Genomic DNA, 20,161 nt, shown 5'->3' with positions numbered 1-20,161 from the left:
AAGATACACCTGAAGAGTTCGCTTGGGTTCACGATAGATGGCCTAGGTTGACTTCATCCACCACTATTTTTTGACATCTAAACTTTGGATTTCTATGGATACTCTTTTAACAAACGCAATCTCATCAATTCAACTAGGAGTCGAAGACTACAAGAATGAAGACCCTAGGCGTGCGTTATCTTCAATTCGTAACCTCAGTGCAGGTATCCTCCTATTGTTTAAAGAGAAGCTGCGGATATTGTCTGCAATAGACTCTAATGAAGTCCTAATTAAGCAAGTAATGCTGCCAGAAATATCTGATACTGGAGCAGTAAAGTTTGTTGGTAAAGGTAGAAAAACTGTAGATGTAGAACAGATTAAGCAACGTCTCACAACACTTGGCATTAATGTTGATTGGGATAGAGTCAACAAAATGATTACACTAAGAAATGATATCGAGCATTACCATACATCAGCCACTAGTAACACTATGAAGGAGCTCATCGCCGACTCATTTAATGTAATAGTGCCTTTCATTGATAAAGAGCTTGGCCTGAAGCCTGTAGACCTACTTGGAGAAGACACATGGCAAACATTACTGGAGGTTTCTACAGTTTATGAAGCTCATCTTCAAGAATGTATGAACGCCTTAGCTGAGGTTGATTGGACTTCCGAAACCATAAAAAATATTACTACGAAATTCCGCTGTCCTGAATGTAACTCACAATTACTTAAACCGCTACATGGTGATACTCTTGATGAGCTAGTGTTCTTCTGCGAGTCTTGTAGGTATGAGTCTTTATATGAACAGCTTATAGAGCCAGCAACATATAGTTATTATTTTAAGGAAGCTTATCTTGCCCATTCCCAAGGAGGACAGATTCCTGTTTATACATGTAGCAATTGCGAGAAGGATACTTATGTTATTGAAGCAAATTGCTGCGTTGCGTGTCATGAGGAGTTGGCCTATTCAACATGTAATGTTTGCGAAGCTTCTTTAACCCCTGAAGAACAAGACTTTGGCGGTTTATGTAGCTATTGTAGTTACAAGATGGAAAATATCAGAGAGGAAGACTAGCTATGTTTCTACATATTAATGGCAACTCAATCCAATCACCGCAGACCACCCTTTAAGTATATTTTTGAATCACCCTTCCATTATCTTTTGATTATCGTACAATAATCGAATGGAAGAAATTACAAAAACAAATAGAGGCGGTAAACGCTTAGGCTCTGGTAGAAAACCTTGGAGTCAATTCAAGGAACCCACTACGCCCATCCGCATACCTGAGAGTCAAGAACCAGTTGTTAGAGACTTCCTTGAGGCTCTCAAGCGTAAACAAAGACTTGAGCAATTGGACAATGTTGTCTCTATTGATGAGCCTTTAATCACGCATATTGAACTACCCTTATTCTCCACTAAAGTGGCTGCTGGATTCCCCTCTCCTGCTGATGACCACATTGAGAAACGCTTAGACTTAAACGATTACTTAATCAGTGAGGCTGATGCGACTTTCTTTGTACGTATCAAGGGTGAGTCAATGATTGGGGCTGGCATCTTTGATAATGATATAGCCATCGTAGATAAATCAAGACTGGCTAAAGTGGGTGATATTGTCTTAGCTGAAGTGGATGGTGAGTTTACAATTAAGTCACTAGCTAAAACTAAACACGGGTTACCTAGACTACTTCCAGCGAATCCTAAGTTTTCTCCTATTGAGATTACTGAGGATATGCAGTTTAGTATTGTGGGAGTGGTTACAGGAACAGCCCGTAAGTTTAAGTAGAATCAACCAAATCCAGTCACAATACATCTAAACGTTTATGTATAGCTTCTAACAAATCGTTCAAATTCCCAACTACACTTGTATTAAATGGAAGATTCGCTTCCTTTATTACAGAAGCAATAAATGCATCAACTCTAAAAATATCAACTTGAGGCAGATGAAAAGTATGCGAAATGTCGCCAAAGTCGCTCACTTTAAATGTTCTACTTGTACCACCTACGTACAAGGACTTTTGAGTTATGTGATAACTAACCGTTATAGCTGTTAAAATTGATGGAGCAGTTACCCATGATAGTTTGTCTATACTAATAGTAAACCCTAGATTTTCAGCCATTTTCTTAACAAAATTTACAGGCATGGTTTCTTTAATGTTACGAAATATACCATTCAACTTTTCTTTAATTTCCTTTTCATCCCATCCTAACAATTGACATTTTTCGTAGTTATCTTTTGTCTCAAAATAAAACTGTTGTGTTGAGCTTTGTAAAGAAGAGCCTATTTCACGTAAAAAAGATGATATGGGAATAATTCTATCCCACTGCATTTCATACCAAGCTGGCAATCGATTAACTTCTGAGAATGACTTTTCCAAAATTTCCATTACTTGGCTTTCAGAGTCACCATTTAATAAAGCTTTTAGGCAAGAACTTGCCTCATCATAAGTTACTGGATATTTATCCATTACCTCTTTAATTGACGTAGGGGAGCAAAGGTTTACATGGTTAATCACCTCTCTCTTTACTTCTCCACTCTTCGTTAGTAGTCGACGCTTGAACATTCTTTTTTGTTCTCGACCTGATTGAGCATTGATTTGCTCATCGATTATGCTCTTGAAACTAATAGACTCGCTTCTATCTAATTGAGGATACCATTTAGATTCATCGTTATGAAATTCCATTTTACTACCGTCATAATTTTCACTTAACTGGAAAATTTCATGCTCGAGTACATTTACGTAGCTGGTCAGACATTTTTTATTACATAATTTGTGAATGTAATTTAGTCTTTGTTTAGCAAACTCGACTGAGCCCTCATCCTTTGGAGCCGCTTCAATAATATGAATTTGACTGAAGCGAAATTCGATCAATCCCTTGCTTTGCAAATCTAATAAAGCGGTTTCAATTTTGACTAGTTCTTTAGAGCGTTTAAGAGGATTAGAGAGCAGGGAAATATCACTACTATCCAAGTAAACAATCAGAGATTTCAGTGACATTGCATTTGACCTTTTATTTACAGCCCCTACGTTCCCATTTATCCTTAGCTTTTGCATCAGCTTTAGTCTGCCATTGCATGTTGTCAGGAGTGTCAGAGCCTCCACATGCTAAAGGTTTTATATGGTCAATGACGTAGTTAGGACACGACCCTTTGTAACGGTTAGTTGCAGGGCAAGCAGTGCTTATCTTAAAGGCTTTCTTGGCTTTGTAACTGCGATTACTTTCAGCAGCAGAGTTTAGGCTGACTAAAGTTAATAGTAAGCACACTAGATACTTCATAGCTAAACTTCGAATTAAGTTTTATTGCTCAACAAAAACAGATGCACTGAACCCGCAATCAACACAGTTAATATTGTTGCGCCTCTTAATATCCACCTTTTATCTTCCCGTGTTTCTCCAAAGTATTGAGACGCAATAAAGCCAAGTAAAGCGCCTGTGAATAGGATAGCAGTTAATGTGAGTATGGTATTTAATATGGGTTGAAGTTGTGGTGACATGATGGTTGTTTTCTTATTAATTAGTTAATGGCTTAAGTCTTAGGAGACTCTGATGGATTCTCTAGGAGAAACTGATTTACATCATTTTGATTACATAAGCAGCTAGGACTTAAAGTATTGTCACAGCATGAAGTACGTCCACCACTACAACCACAGACACCCCCATGATGTGAGCAACAGCCTCTTTGAGCTACTTCTTCATTAGATGTAATTGTGACTGATGTACTTACGCTCAAACATTGACTATCAAAAGCTGTAGATATATTAGTAAACAGAATTAATAGTAAAGCGAACAATAGCTTTGTCATAGATTCCTCCCCAAGAATTAAACAATGCGTGCATCACTAGCGCATCAGATAATCTGCTTAATTGGTTAGGGTGTCAAACAAGTGGGATTGCTTTGAAAGAATTATTACAATTAGTGATACACTTAACTGTTACACACAAGCGCACATGAGAGATTTTAACTTACTGATTTAATTGAATTTAAAGTTTTATATTGGTAATCCCCGTGGGGACGCCAGTTAATCTTAAATGATTGATTCGCAATAAAATTCACAAGCATCAAAGACTTACACTCACCTTTTGGATACAAGGGGTACATTCAGCTACAGTTTGGTATGGATGATATGTCTATTCACGCTCTAACGATTACTACTTCCAATCTCTAATACCCAACAAGAAATACCCCAGCATTTTCTGCATCAGAGTTATCCAGTCTACCCACTAAATCTTCCGATACAGTACAAATTTTCTGTTTTCTTGCCATGCCCGTGTTTTCAGCTTCAGCCATTATCTCCACAATATTTCACCACTCAGCTTAAAAATGCAGTCATGCAGCCACATAACTTTTATTAGACTCTGCAACTTTCATTTTAATATGCGCCAGCGCTTCATCCACTTGGTCAATTAAAATCAAACATAAATCACCTAACTGCAAACGAGATAAGGCGGTATCAATAGCCAAGAATTCACCTTGAATCTCGTCAATCTTTTTTGTGCATTTGGCATTAACCAAGCCATGTTGTAATAACTTCAATACTTCGCCGTCTGCACGACCACGTTGGCATTGGTCTTGATACAAAATAACTTCATCAAAAGCATCACCCAATATCTCAGATTGACGACTAATATCTATATCGCGCCTATCACCAGCGCCGCTAATCACGACCAGCCGTTTATTTGCTGGAATATTTTCAACAGCATTGACTAATGCAAGAATCGCATCTGGATTATGCCCATAATCGGCAATGACGCTTGCGCCTTTGTAGTCAAAAAAGTTAAATCGTCCAGGTGCGGTTTGCGCATCATTAATGAATGAGCCAACTCCTAAGCGTATGATTTCCCAATCAACATTCAGTGCCCAAGCGGCTGCTACAGCTGCCATTGTATTTTCTATTTGAAATCCAATCGACCCTTTGCGGGTAATAGGCACTTCACTTAATGCAATTTTTTGCTCGAATTTTCCTTGTTTCGCTACGATAAATCCGTTATTGACAAATACTACCCTCTTCCCTTGCGCGTGATGAGTGGCCATGACCGGATGTGAAATATCATAGGCAAAAAAGGTGACAGACCCAATACAGGCACTAGCCATTTTTGCAGACATAGGATCTGCGGCATTAAGTACCGCAACGCCGTCTGGCGCTACATTCTGCACGATGACACGTTTCACAACTGCAAGGTCTTCCACAGTCGTAATGTAGCTTAATCCTAGATGGTCGCCCATGCCAATATTGGTGACAACAGCCACGTTACAGCGGTCAAACGCTAAGCCTTCACGTAATACACCGCCACGGGCAGTTTCAAAAACGGCAGCATCAACATCAGGATGCATCAATACATTGCGCGCACTTTTCGGGCCACTGCAATCACCTGTATCAATACGTTGGCCTTGGATATATACGCCATCTGAGTTGGTCATACCGACTCGCAAGCCTTTACAACTAAGGATATGTGCAATAAGACGTACCGTAGTCGTCTTACCATTAGTACCAGCCACGGCTACTAGTGGGATACGTCCATCATCATTGGCAGCAAACATCGTTGAAACAATCGCTTCTCCGACTGCACGCGATTTACCAAATGACGGCTGTAAATGCATACGCAGGCCTGGCGCGGCATTCACCTCAACAATGCCGCCACCTTGTTCTTGTAGCGGATGCAATACACTGTCACAAACAACATCTACGCCGCAAATATCTAAGCCAATCATTTCTGCTGCTGCAACTGCACTTGCGGCCAAGTCTGGATGAACATCATCGGTCACATCCGTTGCAGTTCCGCCAGTACTAAGATTTGCATTGTTACGTAGAATAACCCGTACGCCTTTTAATGGTACAGAATCAACTGTGAAGTTCTGCTTAGTCAAACTGGCTAATGCAATATCATCAATACGAATTTTTGTCAGTGACGTTGCATGACCGTTACCACGCTTTGGGTCATTATTGACTTGCTCGACTAATTCACGAATGCTTTGAACACCATCACCAATCACCAATGGCGCATCTCGCCTCGCAGCTGCAACCATTTGATTACCAACGACTAATAAACGGAAATCACTTCCTGGAATAAATCGTTCCACCATAACTTCCGTACTGATTTCTTTTGCCGCAAGATAAGCTACTTCCAGTTGAGCGCGAGTATTAATATTGACTGTTACGCCTTTACCTTGATTGCCATCTTTAGGCTTTACGACGATTGAACCACCTGTGACCATCACTGCGCCAGACTTATCAAGCTCATCATTTTTACTCGGCCCAGCTATTTCAACCATCGCTAACCAAGCATCTTCAATATTCGAGACATTGCGTCCGACAGGCACAGGTACACCTGCAGCATCTAATAGTTTCTTAGTAAGCTCTTTATCCTGTGCGATTGCCTCTGCAATCGCACTACTTCTATCCGTTTCCGCAGCTTGAATACGGCGCTGTTTACTACCCCAGCCAAACTGCACTAAGCTTCCTTCAGTCAGTCGACGATAAGGAATATTCCTGACAGTTGCAGCATCCACAATCGCACCAGTACTTGGCCCTAGACGTGAATCTTCATCTAATTCTTTTAACTGTGCCAAAGCAGCAGATAAGTCAAACGGCTCATTAATTGTTGCAGCCTTACAAAGCTGTTCTGCTAATTTGAGCGCTAATCGACCGACTTGCTCTTCTGTATATTCAAATACCACTTGAAGCACACCTTGTTCCATAGTGGTTGCTGTTCGACTAAAAGTCACAGGGCAGCCTGATTCTGCCTGTAATCTAAGTGCGGCTAGTTGCAATACATGTGCCATAGATACACCGCCAGTGTGCCCAGCTAGTTGTAGCAAACCAACTTCTGGAAAAAGCGCGCGTAAACGTGACTCAAAACCTGGAATATTTAATATGCTAGATTCGGCCTCACTATAATTGACTACCGCTTCGATAGCGGTATGTCGACTCCACAAATTAGGGCCACGTAATGCACGAACTCGGGTAATTTCCATTGAGTAACTTTCCTTTTATACTTAAATTTATAAGCCTTAACGACTTTTTTTACTTAAATTATTTCACTGACAGGTCGAAATGTTTCAATTCCCGCACTGATCAATGCGGGCGAAATATTGAGTGACCATGCGGCGCTTACAGCGGCTAATACATGTTCAATTAGTGGGCTCTGTGTTTTTGAACGCTCATTTTTTTTAGTCAATATCGGAATATTTTTTAGATGATTGAGCTGTATTTTTTCATTACCCTTGGTCAATACCAATCGATCGGCTTCAACTGACACTATCCGCCCGCCTTGTTTTAAATGCGCTTCAATCCGTGGGAGCTTAGAATCTTGAGAGAAAAAGATGACCTCACCGTCACATAACTCAGCCATTTTGGCTACGATAGGGTCATCGGCATTTAATATAGCAAACCCGCTGCTCATGACTACGTCTACTTGAGTACGGAAAACGTTATACACTTGATCATGATTTTCCAGATAATGTTGGCCAAAGTGTTCCTCTGCATGAATATTGGTCACAATTCCTACCTGACAACGGTCGTATCCTAATCCTTCAGTCAAAATAGTCGTTGCACTGTTTTCAATAACCGCTGCTTCTACCATGCGGTTCATCAATAGTTTTTGCGCGGATATTCGATTGGCACAATCACGTTTATCAACCAAGCGCTGATTGAGATACAAGCCCTCTTTACATGCCAAAGCGACATATTGACCATTTAAATGAATTAACTGAGAGATAATCTGCGCGGCTAATGTCATTCCGCTGCTTCCAGTAATACCTACGACAGGTATACGACCACTTTCATTTACTGGAAATAAATTATCTACGATCGCCTTGCCTACCAACTGCGGCTTGCCCGCTGCAGGTTTAAGATGCATAAGTAAACCTGGGCCAGCATTTACCTCGACAATTGCGCCGCCTTGTTCGGCTAATGGTCTTGAAATATCTTGTACGACCAGATCCACACCTGCAATATCTAAACCAACAATGCGCGCAGCTAGCGAAGCTGCTGCCGCCACTTCTGGATGCACAAGATCAGTCACATCAAAGGCGACATTGCCATTACGTTGAATAATCACTTGTTGACCTTGTGATGGTACTGAGTCTGGTTTAAAGCCTTGACGCGCAATTTCAAAACTCACTGCAGGCTGCTCATCAATCAATATCACGTCTAACGGATATTCTTCCGCTTCACCACGTCTTGGATCTGAATTGATTTGCGATGTGATAAGCCGACGAATACTCGATTGACCATCACCCACAATTGAGACAGGCTCACCTCTAGTGGCCGCGGCTAAACGCCCTCCCACAATCAGTAACCGATGCTCATTCCCACGCACGAAACGCTCTACAATCACTTCGCTACCTTCATCATTAGCTAAGTTGAATGCAGCCTCAACCTCTTCGCGTGTCATCAACTCAGTGGAAACGCCGCGCCCATGATTGCCGTCACTGGGTTTTACGACTACAGGAACGCCGATGTCTTCAGCCGCATCCCAAGCATCTGCCGGGCTATCAACAATTCGTCCTTCTGGCACAGGAACACCGCAAGATTGTAATAGTCTTTTAGTTAAATCTTTATCACTAGAAATACTTTCTGCAATTGCACTGGTTTGATCTGTTTCAGCCGTCCAAATGCGGTGCTGACGGGCGCCATAACCCAGTTGTACCAAATTGCCTTCAGTCAATCGAATAGAAGGAATGTTACGTTCGGTGGCAGCATCTACAATACAAGCTGTACTTGGACCTAAACAGAGCGAATCAACCATTTCGCGCAATTGCGCCACAGTAGCGCTTACGTCATAAGGTGTATTCTCAATAGCTGCCATCACTAAATCACGACCAGCTTGCAGCGCAGCGCGGCTGACTTGTTCATTACGAGAACGGACGACTACTTTGTAAACGCTACGAATATGAGTACTCCGTGCTTTGCCAAAACCGCCCTGCATGCCAGCCAGCGTTTGCAATTCTAACGTCACATGTTCCAATATATGGCCTGGCCACGTACCTTCACGAACACGTTGCAAAAATCCTCCGCGCTCACCTATACCACAGCGATGCTCAATTAATGTAGGCAACCACTTGCTGAGTCGATCATAAAAACCAGGGATGGTATTCGAGGGAGAGTCCTCTAATGGTCCAATATCTAACCATGCTTCAAGCACTGGACGATATGTCCATATATTGGGGCCGTGCAGGGGAAGTAATTTAAGGAATTTCATTAACTAGTCCAGATGGATAAAACGAATATAAAAACGTTTTGAGCATCTCATATGAAGCTTACAGGAAGCTTACAACACTGAACTTATAACTATTTGTTAGAAAACTTGATTGTAGTAAACTCGTTCGCTGTGAATATCCAACCTTCCACCTCTACTCCTATCAACAAATCTTTACCATTTGCATGGCAAACTGTGTTGGAAACTTTGCCCGCTACTGAAGAAGTTTTAGCGTGGTTTGAAATCAATCTTGATAATCAGCTGCATTTTAAAAAAAGTCTGCTGTTAGTTACCCAAAGTGGCTTGAAGCATTTTGATGCCGATAAAAAACTCACTTCTGAGTACCGATTCCAAGCACAGTTAGCGTTACAACATCATGATCATGCTGGTGTTGGAAATATCGGACTGTTTTTGGGCGATGCGCGCATCGGCATTTGGCATTACACACTTGCACATAATACTGCTGCCATACGTTTTATCCAGCAGTTTGAGTTGCAACTTAACTACTTAATTAGTGGCAAAACCACTACTCAAGCTGATATTGAATATTGCCCCAATTGTCAGACGCAATTATCAGCTAATAATGATGAATGCCCGATATGTAGCAACTCGATTGAAGCACCCCCTTCAACTTGGACGCTGTTTCGTTTATGGCGCTTTGCCAAACCTTATCAATGGCAATTACTGGCAGGTTTTTTGTTGATGCTGGCTTCTACTGCCGCTACGCTGGTGCCACCTTACCTCACCATTCCGTTGATGGATAAAGTGTTAATTCCTTATCAGAATGGCGCATCTATTGATATTAAAATGGTTTCACTTCTGCTATCAGGGCTATTGGGTTCTGCATTATTGGCATGGGGTTTAGGTTGGGCGCGTACTTATATTCTGGCTTTGGTCAGCGAACGTATTGGTGCGGATTTACGTACGATTACCTACGAACACCTACTAAAACTTTCATTAGAGTATTTTGGCGGCAAACGCACTGGCGACCTCATGTCGCGCATTGGTTCAGAATCTGACCGTATCTGTGTATTTCTATCGTTGCATCTATTAGATTTTGCCACTGATGTGTTGATGATCATCATGACGGCGGCGATTCTGATTTCTATCAATGCCGAATTAGCGCTAATCACTTTGTTACCGCTACCGTTCATTGCCTGGATGATACATATCGTGCGCGATAAACTGAGAACAGGCTTTGAAAAAATAGACCGCGTTTGGTCAGAAGTCAGCAATGTGTTGGCAGATACCATTCCGGGAATAAGAGTCGTCAAAGCATTCGCACAAGAAAAACGCGAAGCGACACGCTTTCGCGAAGCGAATCAGCACAACTTAGTTGTCAATGACCGTATCAACAAAATATGGTCATTATTTTCCCCCAGCGTGACGTTACTGACTGAGGTCGGCTTGTTATTAGTGTGGGCATTTGGTATTTGGCTAGTCTCGCGCAACGAAATCACGGTCGGCGTATTAACCGCTTTTCTAGCCTATATCAGCCGATTTTATACACGTCTCGATTCAATGAGTCGCATTGTATCCGTCACGCAAAAAGCGGCATCTGGCGCCAAACGTATTTTCGATATTCTCGACCATGTATCTAGCGTGCCAGAGCCAATTAGCCCCGTGCATCTTGATAAAGTCATCGGTCAGATTGATATCAAGAATGCAGGGTTTCGTTATGGCAATCGCGCGGTAATTAAAGACCTAAATCTCAGCATCGCACCTGGCGAGATGATCGGTTTAGTTGGTCATAGCGGATCTGGCAAAAGTACTTTGGTGAATTTAATGTGCCGTTTTTACGATGTCACAGAAGGCTCGATCAGTATTGATGGCATTAATATTCGCTCACTGCCAATTTCAGAATATAGAAGCAATACTGGGCTGGTACTGCAAGAGCCTTTTCTATTTTTTGGCAGTATTGCTGAGAATATCGCTTATGGTAAGCCAACAGCTAGTCGCGCTGAGATTATTGCTGCCGCACGCGCTGCGCATGCGCATGAGTTTATATTAAGGCTTCCTCATGGATATGATTCACTAGTAGGCGAGCGCGGGCAAGGTTTATCTGGTGGTGAGCGCCAACGCATCTCCATTGCACGTGCGCTGCTTATCGATCCTCGTATTCTTATTCTGGATGAAGCGACGGCATCGGTAGACACTGAAACTGAAAAAGAAATCCAAAAAGCATTGGATAATCTAGTCCATGGCCGGACGACGATTGCTATTGCTCATCGACTTTCTACGCTACATAAAGCCAATCGTTTAGTAGTGCTAGACCGAGGAGAAATTGTTGAAATAGGTAGCCATGATGAACTGATGCTGCGTGAAGGCGCTTATTTCAGACTCTATCAAGCGCAAGCACGTAATGTAGATACAGATTTGGATGATATTAAAGATGGCGAAAAAGCGGCTTCAAAAGTGACTGAGTCATGAAAAAACCAACTGCAGAATCAATGTCGGACTTCAAACTTATTCGCAATGCTTCAGGAGAGTTGAGTTTTACATCAAATGAAGGATTAACTCACAATGGTGTCTATCCTGTACGCGCATTTCCCATTTCAGCACCAGAAGATGGTCTATCTCTATTTGATGCAAACGGACATGAGGTCGCATGGATTGAAAATCTCTCTAACGTATCAGATCAAATCAGGCTACTAATAGCAGATGAATTGGCATTACGAGAATTCATGCCGACAATCTATCGTATTTTGCATGTTAATAGCTTTGCTACACCAAGCACTTGGCAACTTGAAACAGATCGAGGAAATACTGAACTTACAATCAAGACTGAAGATTCTATTAGACGGCTTACACTAACCAAAATGTTGATTACAGATAGTCATGGTATTCATTTTTTAATACCAAATATAGATGAATTAGATCAGCATAGTCGTAAGCTCCTTGATAGATTTTTATAACGCTACGTAACATAAATCCACATCATAAATCCACATCATAAATCCGCGTCATAAATCCGCGTCATAAAACAGCATAACGTCCTAAATCCATTCTTTGGACTATTCAAATCCTGTTAGCCCGATTATGCACTGCTGTACTGCAAGCACCTAAGTAGCACTTTTCTGAATAAACCAGCAATCTTAACTTCTGAAACAAACTCAACCAATTGATTTAATTGATGTTTTTAATGGCATGCAATGTGCAATATAGCCTTGTAGTGCTCCTCTTTATTGAGGGAAGTTTTATGCCTCGAACGCATATGACGCAAAGACTAAATAGGCACACCAATATCAATTTATTAATTATTTTCAGGGTGAAATTTTATGAGGAATAAATTTTTTAAACATCGATGGAGTTATCTTGTCGTTTTAGCTGGGTTAACTAGTTTGGCAGGCGCTAGTTTGAATGCGAATGCTGAAGCCACATTTCAAAGAAGCGAAAACCAATTTATCAATATTGGCGTCGCTTCCAGAATCAGTTATAGCTCTATTGAAGATGCCGCGCCAAATGGCAAAGACAGATCGAACGATTTTACGGTTGAAGAAGCACGTTTATACACAAACGGTAAAGTGCATGAAAATATTGGTTTTGAGTTTAACTTCGCCAGAAATTCTGCCGATAATAAAGTAGAACTACTGGATGGGCACTTAGGTCTTGAATTTAACAATTACGCAAACATTTGGATTGGTCGCTTTTTGCCACCAGCCAGTCGTGCATCTGCATCAGCGCCAATGTACCCGCCTACCTTTGATTTTCCTATCGCAGAACAAGCACCGAATCGCTTTGGTGGCCGTGATGACGGCGCAACGTTTTGGGGCGGCAGCGCAGACCAAGCATTCAAATATCAATTAGGTGCTTTCAAAGGTCGCGATGGATTATCGAATGACTCTGATAATTTGTCGTATGCAACCAGATTGCAATACAACTTTTGGGATGCGGAACCAGGCTTTTACAATTTAGCCAGTTATGACGGTGCAAAATCGATTCTATCCGTTGGCGGCTCTTATCGTTATCAAGCAGATGGCGCTGGCACTGCGTTAAACAAAGGTGATTACCAATATTGGAATTTAGATGGCCGCTTAGAAAAAGCAGTTTCAGGTGGCGGCGTGGTTGGTGCAGAAGCCTCTTACTATAACTATGATAATGACAATACCTTAGATGCTTTTGCGCCACAAGGTAAAGGATTTTTTGTGTTAGGCAGCTACACATTGCCGCAAACATTTGGCATCGGCAAAATACAGCCGAAAGTGAGTTATCAAAAGTTTGATAATGAAACCAGCAACATCACCACGTCACGCTATGATATAGGTGCAGGTTATTTGATTAACGGCAGCAGCAATACGCGTATCGATACTTTTTACTTTAAAGAGAGCCGCAATCAAGGTTTGCCAGATATTGATGGCATTAAGGTAATTTTCCATGTCGCGCATTTCTTTTAATGCGGAAACTTAAGACTACGAACTTAACACTATAAATGCATTAAAAAATGGCCTTGTAAAAGGCCATTTTCATTTATAAATTTTAGCTGATTAATTTATTAACTGACTGTTAATTAACTAAACAATCACTAGCCTCCAAGATAAGAGTTTTGCAGATGATTAGATTGATTGATCTGCTCGACACTTCCTTCACTTGTCACTAATCCACTTTCTAATACATAAGCATAATCCGCATAACGCAACGCAACCGTTGCGTTTTGTTCTGCCAGTAAAAAGCTCAAACCTTCGGTATCTTTTAAATTTTTAACGATCTCAAATATCTCTTCTACAATTTGCGGCGCTAACCCCATCGATGGCTCGTCTAACAATACCAGTTTAGGTTCTGCCATTAAGGCACGGCCAATCGCGACCATCTGTTGCTCGCCGCCAGAAGTGTATCCAGCCAAATTTTTACTTAACAGTTTTAACCTTGGAAAATATTCGTACACTTTATCTAATTGCTGTTTGAGCTTTACTTTAGAAGGATTCTTGATATATGCGCCTGTGAGTAGATTCTCTTCAACACTTAGATGTGCAAAGCAATGGCGCCCTTCTAACACTTGCACCAAGCCACTTTCCACTAATTGAGATGGCGTCGCCTTGGTGATATTTTTACCTTGATAATGAATGCTGCCATTCACAATTTCGCCACGCTGCGCATTCGCCAAACCTGATATAGCTTTAAGCGTGGTACTTTTGCCTGCGCCATTCGCACCCAGCAAGGCGACAATAGAATTGTGCCCTACGACAAGCGAGATATTTTTAATCGCGAATATCACTTTTTCATAAATGACCTCGATATTTTCTAGCTTTAAAATAGGGTTAAGTTGTGGCTGTGATAGTTTTGGGTGAACTAGTTCTGGCTGTATTGCGGATGAATTTGACATGTTTTTCCTTAAAACTTAACCTTTAATTTTCAATAGAATTTCGGTTATACCCGCAGAAAAAATAAAGCTGCAGATTCAATCGAAATAAAACTTAAAAAAAACAAAAAAGTAAAAACAGTTGCGCGCAAGATTAGTTAACCTTGCGCGCATAGTTACTTCTGTCTAATCACTTTAATTATTTAACCAAAGCGACAGCTTCTTTCGCGCAATCACGTGGTGTAATGCCTTTTTCTTTGGCATATGCATGTGATGATTCTTCAATAATTGGGCGTAATAATTTGCGATCAGCTTGCACCCAATCAGAAATAACTTTCCACTTTGTGCCATCCCACTGTTGGAAGCGAACAGCACCGCCGCCTTCATGGTCAGAGCAACTTAATTTCAATGGTTGCACCAAGCCTAAAGCGCCCAACTCTTTCAAGCGCTTATCATCCAGTTTGATATTTTCAAAACCCCAACGCACTTCTTCACCAGTTAATGGGCGTTTGCCATATTTCGCTTGTGCTACACGCACCGCTTCAACGTTTAAGATGCCATTCACCACGCCTAAGTTGTAGTAAACATTACCAAAACGTTTAGGGTCTTGCAGATTGCCCTTACCCGCTTTCACCACGTATTTATCGATACCTTGTAACACTGGGAAGCTAGTGCCGGAAGGATGCGTTGTGATTGAGATGAAACCTTTGGCTGCGCTACCTGCAGGCGCTGCATCATCTTCTGAGTTGCTCCAGATATTGCCGATAATATGATCAGCTGGGAAACCAGTTTTTTGCGCAGTTTTAAGCGCCACTGGGTTCATCACACCCCAACCGCGTAAAATCACCCAATCTGGTTTGATACGGCGAATATTGAGCCACTGCGATTGTTGTTCGTTACCTGGATGCGGTACTTCTAGCAAAGTCAGTTCAAAGCCATATTTTTTAGCCAATAGCTCTAAAATCGGACTCGTTTCTTTACCATAAGGTGAACCGTGATACAGCGTCACGATTTTCTTACCTTTCAGTTTGTCCAAACCGCCTGATTGAGTGCCGATGTAATTGATGATTGCAGACACTTCACTGTACGGATTAAGTTGTAATGGGAAAGCATACGGAAATACGCTGCCATCAGTAGAATCTGTGCGGCCATGGTTAATCGTAATCAACGGCAATTTGTCTGCAGTTGAGCGATCAAGCGTTGCGTAAGCGATGCCGACAGACAATGGATTGGTTGCTGCTGCTGGTGCGCCGTTTAAGCCTTTTTTAAGGCGTTCATAACACTCAACGCCTTTTTCAACCACGTACTCGGTTTCGCACTCGCTCCAAGTGAATTTAACCCCATTTACACCGCCATCTTTTGCATTGATGTATTGTAAATAATCAATGAAACCACCAAAGAAACCTGAACCACCTGCCGCATAAGGCCCGATACGATAGCTTTGTAATGGAAAATATTGCTCATTTTCTGCTTGAGCGTTGCCAGAAAGCAGCATCGCTCCCAAACCTAACGCGGCGAGTAGCTGCGTCGCCCTCTTAAAAATACTCATACTTATATACTCCTTAGTTTTAATAATATAATTTTTAATATTATTTAGTTATATAAAAATTGGTTTTTCGCACATATTTGTAATCAACACATCAAAAGGCACTCCTGTAAGTTAAAGCGATTAAGTTAAAAAGATGTAAAAGTTAAGCTATAAATTTAGTTAAGTAATTTGAGTGTTAAGTCTAAAAACGCAACGGCCAAACTCTGGAACGCTGTTTGAATGTCTGCCAGACTTTAGCAAGACCATTCGGCTCTTTAATCAAAAAGAAAATAATCAGCGCGCCAAAGATAATCTTTTGGAAGTTCTCAAGTTGTCCTGGATCAATCGCACCAGCCAATAGATTCATGGAAATATTCGACAATAAGATAGGCAACAAAATGACAAATGCCGCGCCTAAAAAATTGCCCAAAATGCTGCCCATGCCGCCAATAATAACGATAAACAAAATCTGGAAAGAGCGTGTTAAATCGAAACCGTGTGGCTCAACAGTGCCTAGATAAGTGAATGCCCATAACGAACCAGCAATGCCAAGGAAAAACGAACTGATGCCGAAAGCCAATAATTTGGTTTTAGGGATAGAGATACCAATCACGGCAGCAGCAGTATCCATATCGCGAACCGCCATCCAATTTCTACCTAGCTCGCTTCGTACAATGCTTTTCGCTAGAAAACCCAGTACAACCACAATGCCTAATGTCAGCAAATATCGGCCAACTGGCGTGCTGAAATCATGATTTAGAATGATTAACTGCGGCGCAGTGATCACGCCAGATGAGTTGTTATTCGAAAACCAAGAGAAATTAGTAAATACCCACAACACAAAAAACTGCGCCGCTAATGTGGAAACCAGCAAATAAAAACCTTTGATTCTAAGGCTGGGTAATCCAAACAGAATGCCTACGATGGCGGCAGTAAAACCACCCAATAGAAAGCTGACTAAAAACGGCAAGCCTTCAATGCGCAAATGGAAGTTATAAGCTGCAAAAGCACCCACCGCCATAAACGCAGCTGAACCCAACGATAATTGACCTGCATAACCGGTTAGCAGATTCAAGCCTAAACCTGCCAATGACAAGACTAAAAACGGAATCAATATGGCGCTAAACCAGTAATCGTTGCCAATAAATGGAATGAATATGAATGCAATTGCCAACAATAAATAGAATCCCCAGCGCTCTTGTTTTAGCCGAAAGATCGATTTATCTGCGCGATAATCGGTAATAAACTGTCCTGCTTCTCTATATAACATAAGCTATCCACATAAAATCAGCCTGCTAAACTCGTTCAATGGCGCGTTCGCCAAAAATGCCGGATGGTCGCACTAGTAAAAATAGCATCGCCAACACATAAGGGAACCAGTTCTCTATACCGCCGCCGATGTACGGGCCTAAGAATACTTCAGCCAGCTTTTCGGATGAGCCGATAATCAAGCCACCAACAATTGCGCCGCCGATAGAAGTAAACCCACCGATAATCAATACTGGTAAGGCTTTCAATACAATCAGCGACAATGAGAATTGCACACCGACGCGCGCGCCCCACAACAAGCCTGCAACCAAACCTACAAAGCCTGCCACACCCCAAACGATGAACCATAAGCGATTCAATTTGATACCAACGGCTAAGGCTGCTAATTGGTCATCTGCCACTGCACGCAATGAAATGCCGGTGCGGGTTTTGCTGAATAAAAACGATAGAACTGCTACTAAAATACCGGCGATTGCGGCGGCGAATAAGTCGAACTGTGACAGCAACATGCCAAAAATCTCAAACGGTTCATCACTGACGCCAATATCCAACGCATGTACCTGCGCACCCCAAACGGCTTGCGCCAAGCCTTCAATAATGTAACTTAAGCCTAATGTCGCCATAAATAAGGTAATGGGTGAGCGGTTAACCAATTTTCTGAGCACAAATCGCTCAATTGCCCACGCCAGCACCAGCATGATGAGTAATGTAATGATGAATGAAATCCAAAAAGGTACGCCACGCTCTAGCAGGCTGACAAACGTCAATGCAGAAAAAAGCACCATAGAACCTTGTGCGAAGTTAAAAACACCAGATGCTTTGTAGATCAACACAAAACCGATAGCGACCAGCGAGTACATCACCCCTGCCAGCAAGCCACCCGTTAATACTTCAAAGAAAAAACTCATGCTTATTGATTCCTATTGCTAACATCTATATATAACGATTAATGTTTGGTGCCAAGATAAGCGGCAATCACTTCAGGATTCGCGCGCACTTCGTCTGGCGTACCATCACCGATTTTTTTACCGTAATCTAAAACCACCACATGATTAGATAGCGCCATCACCACGCTAATATCATGTTCGATCAACACAATCGTCGTACCAAATTCACGTTGCGTGTCCAGTATGAATCGGCTCATTTCGGCTTTTTCATCGCTGTTCATGCCTGCCATCGGCTCATCCAGCAGTAGCAATTTCGGCTCTGCGGCTAAAGCGCGCGCAAGTTCTACGCGTTTCTGCAAACCATATGGCAAGCTACCGACAAGGCTGCTACGCCAAGGCTGAATCTTCAAAAAATCGATGATCTCTTCGGATTTTTTTCTTTGCACAACGGCATCATTTGGCGCTTGGCCGATATTGAATACCTGCTCTACCCAACTGCTTTTTACTTTTAAATTGCGCCCCGTTAATACGTTATCCAACACGCTCATGCCTTTGAATAACGCAATATTTTGAAACGTACGCGCAATACCACGTTGTGCTGAACGATGCGGGCTCATGTTTTTTTTAGATTCACCATCAAAATTGATCTCACCTTCATCCGCTTGATAAACACCATTGATGACATTCAGCAATGAGCTTTTGCCCGCACCATTTGGGCCAATTAACGCGCATATTTCACCACGATTGACGGCAAAACTAATATTGTTAATCGCTTTAACGCCTTTAAAAGACAGCGAAATATTATTCAAGCTTAGTAAATGTTCATTAGTCGTCATGCGGTCGCTCCAGCTTGTTTAAGCTGCTGACTTAACACTTTTTTTGACTCAATTTTTGGAATATTCGCCTTGATATTGGATTGCTGCCAATCTGCGACATCAGGCCAATTTTTAACGTGAATGCCAATCGAAGCAAAAAATAGTGCCGATTTTGCAGGTAATCTTTCGCCCACCAACAACGGAACTCTTGTACGGCTAAAACCAATCACATCTCGCAAAGGCCGGGTAATCAGCCAATAAGCAATCAATCTGCGTAGAAAAAAATCAATTTTGCTAGTTGAAATTGCCCAATCGAATAAGCGCCTGTGCAATGTATTGGGCAGCGGTAAACGCGATTCGACCAAGGCATGCAGCCGCTGATAAGTGGCAGATGTGCCCGCAACCAAGGTTGGTCCAAGTTCTCTTCTATCGATGTCTCTTGTATCGATATTTTCAGGGAAATTGAGTTTAAAACCCGCCAATAACCAAGGTGATAGTAAATAACGCACATGACCACTTGCTGCAAAGGCACGCGCTGCCAGCGCTTCTTCATGTGCTGTCAACACTTCTTGTTTCACTAGTTTACGGCCTTGCGCCAGCATTTCTGCATGTGACAACTGCTGCAAATTAACATCGCCATTCTCATTTAGGCGATAAAACACAAAAGCCGTGTGTTCTGGCTCGGCAACAGATAGTTGTTTTAAATAATCGATCGGCTGAAGGTTTTTGATGGCTGCATAAGCCTGCAACGTTGCATTTTCGTAATGCGACAAGCCTCTCGCATCCGCATAGATAATAAGTTTTTGCGATAAACCTAGATTCAAAATCTGATCAACCTGCAACTGACCTTCTGCAAATATAAATGCTGGTTGTAACGCATTTAATAGCGCAGAAACTTTTGATTTTGCATAAGCCGGATCCAATGGCGCAGCAATACCACCCAACCAATGTGCAGCGATTGACAGCAATAACGCTTCTGGGCGCGGGTGACTTAACAAAAATAAGGTGTCACCCGCTTTAAAGCCCTTTTCTTTCAATAATTGCACTAATTGCAGCAACTCTTGGTGCAATTCACTCCAGCGCTTTTCATGCCAAATACCTAGTTGCTTATGGCGAATCGCGATGCTTAAAGGCTTATCAAACGCCTGAAAGTTGAGCAGATTAGGAAAAGTGTCTGTGATCATAT

General features: G+C 41.9%; 16 protein-coding genes. 5 read left to right on the top strand and 11 right to left on the bottom strand.

Features of this window, described 5'->3' with window-relative positions:
• The first annotated feature begins 94 nt into the window (after positions 1-94).
• A complete protein-coding gene (locus tag METVE_RS0110255) occupies positions 95-1,057 on the top strand; it encodes a hypothetical protein (protein ID WP_020168392.1) in 963 nt (320 codons plus the stop codon).
• Positions 1,058-1,166: 109 nt separating this feature from the next.
• Positions 1,167-1,766, top strand: coding sequence for a LexA family protein (locus METVE_RS0110250; RefSeq protein ID WP_020168391.1), 600 nt, complete (start codon positions 1,167-1,169; stop codon positions 1,764-1,766).
• 16 nt (positions 1,767-1,782) lie between these two features.
• Here the strand turns inward: METVE_RS0110250 and METVE_RS0110245 are convergent, their stop codons facing one another.
• The 5 genes from METVE_RS0110245 to METVE_RS0110225 all read right to left on the bottom strand — a co-directional run bounded on the left by METVE_RS0110245 (position 1,783) and on the right by METVE_RS0110225 (position 9,183).
• On the bottom strand, positions 1,783-2,979 hold the full coding sequence (locus METVE_RS0110245; RefSeq protein ID WP_232415309.1) for a hypothetical protein: 1,197 nt from the start codon (positions 2,977-2,979) through the stop codon (positions 1,783-1,785).
• A gap of 294 nt (positions 2,980-3,273) precedes the next feature.
• Entirely contained in the window at positions 3,274-3,477 is a 204-nt protein-coding gene (locus METVE_RS0110240; RefSeq protein ID WP_020168389.1) for a hypothetical protein, read from the bottom strand.
• Between the two features lie 667 nt (positions 3,478-4,144).
• On the bottom strand, positions 4,145-4,270 hold the full coding sequence (locus tag METVE_RS12915) for a hypothetical protein (RefSeq protein WP_020168388.1): 126 nt from the start codon (positions 4,268-4,270) through the stop codon (positions 4,145-4,147).
• A gap of 39 nt (positions 4,271-4,309) precedes the next feature.
• The gene (gene cphA / locus METVE_RS0110230) at positions 4,310-6,955 is read right to left on the bottom strand and encodes a cyanophycin synthetase (RefSeq protein ID WP_020168387.1); all 2,646 of its coding nucleotides are present in this window, start codon (positions 6,953-6,955) and stop codon (positions 4,310-4,312) included.
• 53 nt (positions 6,956-7,008) lie between these two features.
• Positions 7,009-9,183, bottom strand: a complete 2,175-nt coding sequence (locus tag METVE_RS0110225) for a cyanophycin synthetase (protein ID WP_026362105.1) — start codon at positions 9,181-9,183, stop codon at positions 7,009-7,011.
• A 129-nt stretch (positions 9,184-9,312) separates the two neighbouring features.
• Here METVE_RS0110225 and METVE_RS0110220 point away from each other — a divergent pair, with 129 nt between their 5' ends.
• The 3 genes from METVE_RS0110220 (at position 9,313) to METVE_RS0110210 (ending at position 13,574) form a co-directional block, all read left to right on the top strand.
• Positions 9,313-11,610: a cyanophycin metabolism-associated ABC transporter gene (locus tag METVE_RS0110220; protein ID WP_020168385.1), complete on the top strand. Its 2,298-nt coding sequence runs from the start codon at positions 9,313-9,315 to the stop codon at positions 11,608-11,610.
• Positions 11,607-12,095 carry a cyanophycin metabolism-associated DUF1854 family protein gene (locus tag METVE_RS0110215; protein ID WP_020168384.1) on the top strand — a complete coding sequence of 163 codons (489 nt, stop codon included), beginning with the start codon at positions 11,607-11,609 and terminating at the stop codon, positions 12,093-12,095. Before METVE_RS0110220 ends, METVE_RS0110215 begins: the two co-directional genes overlap by 4 nt.
• A 363-nt stretch (positions 12,096-12,458) precedes the next feature.
• On the top strand, positions 12,459-13,574 hold the full coding sequence (locus METVE_RS0110210; RefSeq protein WP_020168383.1) for a porin: 1,116 nt from the start codon (positions 12,459-12,461) through the stop codon (positions 13,572-13,574).
• Positions 13,575-13,702: 128 nt separating this feature from the next.
• Here the strand turns inward: METVE_RS0110210 and METVE_RS0110205 are convergent, their stop codons facing one another.
• The 6 genes from METVE_RS0110205 to METVE_RS0110180 all read right to left on the bottom strand — a co-directional run bounded on the left by METVE_RS0110205 (position 13,703) and on the right by METVE_RS0110180 (position 20,159).
• Positions 13,703-14,500: an ABC transporter ATP-binding protein gene (locus METVE_RS0110205; protein WP_020168382.1), complete on the bottom strand. Its 798-nt coding sequence runs from the start codon at positions 14,498-14,500 to the stop codon at positions 13,703-13,705.
• A gap of 175 nt (positions 14,501-14,675) precedes the next feature.
• On the bottom strand, positions 14,676-16,025 hold the full coding sequence (locus METVE_RS0110200; protein WP_020168381.1) for an ABC transporter substrate-binding protein: 1,350 nt from the start codon (positions 16,023-16,025) through the stop codon (positions 14,676-14,678).
• A 181-nt stretch (positions 16,026-16,206) separates the two neighbouring features.
• A complete protein-coding gene (locus tag METVE_RS0110195) occupies positions 16,207-17,274 on the bottom strand; it encodes a branched-chain amino acid ABC transporter permease (RefSeq protein ID WP_020168380.1) in 1,068 nt (355 codons plus the stop codon).
• A 25-nt stretch (positions 17,275-17,299) separates the two neighbouring features.
• Complete coding sequence (locus METVE_RS0110190; protein WP_020168379.1) at positions 17,300-18,181, bottom strand: branched-chain amino acid ABC transporter permease; 882 nt, start codon at positions 18,179-18,181, stop codon at positions 17,300-17,302.
• Positions 18,182-18,219: 38 nt separating this feature from the next.
• Positions 18,220-18,996 (bottom strand): ABC transporter ATP-binding protein, encoded by a 777-nt coding sequence (locus tag METVE_RS0110185; RefSeq protein ID WP_020168378.1) that lies wholly within the window; start codon positions 18,994-18,996, stop codon positions 18,220-18,222.
• Positions 18,993-20,159 carry an AMP-binding protein gene (locus METVE_RS0110180; protein WP_020168377.1) on the bottom strand — a complete coding sequence of 389 codons (1,167 nt, stop codon included), beginning with the start codon at positions 20,157-20,159 and terminating at the stop codon, positions 18,993-18,995. Before METVE_RS0110180 ends, METVE_RS0110185 begins: the two co-directional genes overlap by 4 nt.
• Positions 20,160-20,161: the final 2 nt, after the last annotated feature.

This window comes from Methylotenera versatilis 79 (assembly GCF_000384375.1).
Classification (GTDB): Bacteria; Pseudomonadota; Gammaproteobacteria; order Burkholderiales; family Methylophilaceae; genus Methylotenera_A; species Methylotenera_A versatilis_B.
The sequence above is the reverse complement of the archived record's forward strand: the minus strand, read 5'-3'. Positions and strand labels throughout refer to the sequence as shown.

Coding starts and splice junctions, on each gene's coding strand:
- METVE_RS0110255 (WP_020168392.1), top strand. CDS start 95: ATGGATACTCTTTTAACAAACGCAATCTCATCAATTCAACTAGGAGTC.
- METVE_RS0110250 (WP_020168391.1), top strand. CDS start 1,167: ATGGAAGAAATTACAAAAACAAATAGAGGCGGTAAACGCTTAGGCTCT.
- METVE_RS0110245 (WP_232415309.1), bottom strand. CDS start 2,979: ATGTCACTGAAATCTCTGATTGTTTACTTGGATAGTAGTGATATTTCC.
- METVE_RS0110240 (WP_020168389.1), bottom strand. CDS start 3,477: ATGTCACCACAACTTCAACCCATATTAAATACCATACTCACATTAACT.
- METVE_RS12915 (WP_020168388.1), bottom strand. CDS start 4,270: ATGGCTGAAGCTGAAAACACGGGCATGGCAAGAAAACAGAAAATTTGT.
- cphA (WP_020168387.1), bottom strand. CDS start 6,955: ATGGAAATTACCCGAGTTCGTGCATTACGTGGCCCTAATTTGTGGAGT.
- METVE_RS0110225 (WP_026362105.1), bottom strand. CDS start 9,183: ATGAAATTCCTTAAATTACTTCCCCTGCACGGCCCCAATATATGGACA.
- METVE_RS0110215 (WP_020168384.1), top strand. CDS start 11,607: ATGAAAAAACCAACTGCAGAATCAATGTCGGACTTCAAACTTATTCGC.
- METVE_RS0110210 (WP_020168383.1), top strand. CDS start 12,459: ATGAGGAATAAATTTTTTAAACATCGATGGAGTTATCTTGTCGTTTTA.
- METVE_RS0110205 (WP_020168382.1), bottom strand. CDS start 14,500: ATGTCAAATTCATCCGCAATACAGCCAGAACTAGTTCACCCAAAACTA.
- METVE_RS0110200 (WP_020168381.1), bottom strand. CDS start 16,025: ATGAGTATTTTTAAGAGGGCGACGCAGCTACTCGCCGCGTTAGGTTTG.
- METVE_RS0110195 (WP_020168380.1), bottom strand. CDS start 17,274: ATGTTATATAGAGAAGCAGGACAGTTTATTACCGATTATCGCGCAGAT.
- METVE_RS0110190 (WP_020168379.1), bottom strand. CDS start 18,181: ATGAGTTTTTTCTTTGAAGTATTAACGGGTGGCTTGCTGGCAGGGGTG.
- METVE_RS0110185 (WP_020168378.1), bottom strand. CDS start 18,996: ATGACGACTAATGAACATTTACTAAGCTTGAATAATATTTCGCTGTCT.
- METVE_RS0110180 (WP_020168377.1), bottom strand. CDS start 20,159: ATGATCACAGACACTTTTCCTAATCTGCTCAACTTTCAGGCGTTTGAT.